General features: G+C 67.8%; 1 protein-coding gene. It reads right to left on the bottom strand.

What is annotated here, in order from left to right:
- Positions 1-14 precede the first annotated feature (14 nt).
- On the bottom strand, positions 15-1,073 hold the full coding sequence (locus RJ1_RS44940) for an IS110 family RNA-guided transposase (protein WP_073371169.1): 1,059 nt from the start codon (positions 1,071-1,073) through the stop codon (positions 15-17).
- Positions 1,074-1,328 lie beyond the last annotated feature (255 nt).

Genomic DNA, 1,328 nt, shown 5'->3' with positions numbered 1-1,328 from the left:
TGCTCCTATGATCGTCAACCCGAAGTTCGTGGGTTGAGCAGTGGGAACATTTCTCGGGCGACGGCTCGTTTGAGGCAGCGGATGATGTCGCGTTTTGTTTTGTTTTCGGCGAGTCGTTTGTCCCGGTAGGCGCGGGTGCGTTCGTCGTATTTGAGGCGGGCGAGCACGATCATGTGCAGTGCCCGGTTGGCTTGCCGGTCACCACCCCTGTTGAGCCGGTACCGGGTCGTCTTTCCCGACGATGCCGGGATCGGGGCGACCCCGCAGAGGTTCGCGAAGGCACCCTCGGAGGCGATGCGTTCGGGGTTGTCGCCGACGGTGATCAACAGTTGGGCGGCGGTTTCGACGCCGACACCGCACCGGGCGAGCAGCGCCGGTGCGGTGTGCACGATCAGCGTTTCGATGTTCTTGAGCAGGGCCCGGCTCTCGGCGGTGAGGTCGAGGATCCGGCGGGCCAGTGAGCGCAATGCGGTCTTGACGGCCGAGATCAGGTGGTCGGGGGCGATCGGGTCCGGGCGCAGGGCGGCGCAGGTGCGCAGCAGGGCGGCGTCGGTGAGGGGGCGCAAGGCGGCGCGGAGCGGTTCGGGTGCGTTCACGATCATCGCCTTGAGGGTGGTGATCGCGTCGGCCTTGGCCTTGACCACGCTGCGGCGGGCGTTGTGCAGGAATCGGATTGCCTCGACGTTCCCGTCGTGGGTCTTGGGGATGGTGGTGGCGCGGCCGGTCAGTGCGGCGGTGGCGGCGGCGTAGGCGTCGATCTGGTCGGACTTGCCGTGCCGGCGCCGGGAACGGCGGTCGGGGCGGTCGACGTCGACGACGGTGAGGCCGGCACGGCGCAGCACGTGGGTGAGGCCGGCGCCGTAGCTGCCGGTGCCCTCGACCCCGGCGGCGGCGACGCTGCCGGTCCCGGCGAGCCAGGCGAGTAGCTGGCGGTGTCCGGTGTCGGTGGCGGGGAACTCGCGGTCGGCGAGGGGCCGGCCGAGGTGGTCGATGATCGCGGCGTGGTGGGTGTGTTTGTGGGTATCGACGCCGAGGTAGATGGTGAGGCTGACATCCGGGGGTGTTTCGGTCATGCTGGTCATGGCTGTCCCTTCATCTGGTGGCCACGCACCGGCCGGGACGGCGGACAACTCAGTGATGGGACTTGTGTGAGTCAGGCTCCTATCAGGTCACTCCGCCCGACCGGTCGCGTGTGACGCGCGCCCGTTGACGCATCCCGGTCGACACATCACGTGAAGGACAGCCCACGAAGGACGTCAGAGTGGCAACGAGTCAGACCGAGCCGCGTCAACGGACCCAACCAGTATCACTGAGTGGCAATGTGTGCC

The organism is Rhodococcus jostii NBRC 16295 (assembly GCF_001894825.1).
GTDB classification, from domain to species: domain Bacteria; phylum Actinomycetota; class Actinomycetes; order Mycobacteriales; family Mycobacteriaceae; genus Rhodococcus_F; species Rhodococcus_F jostii.
The sequence above is the reverse complement of the archived record's forward strand: the minus strand, read 5'-3'. Positions and strand labels throughout refer to the sequence as shown.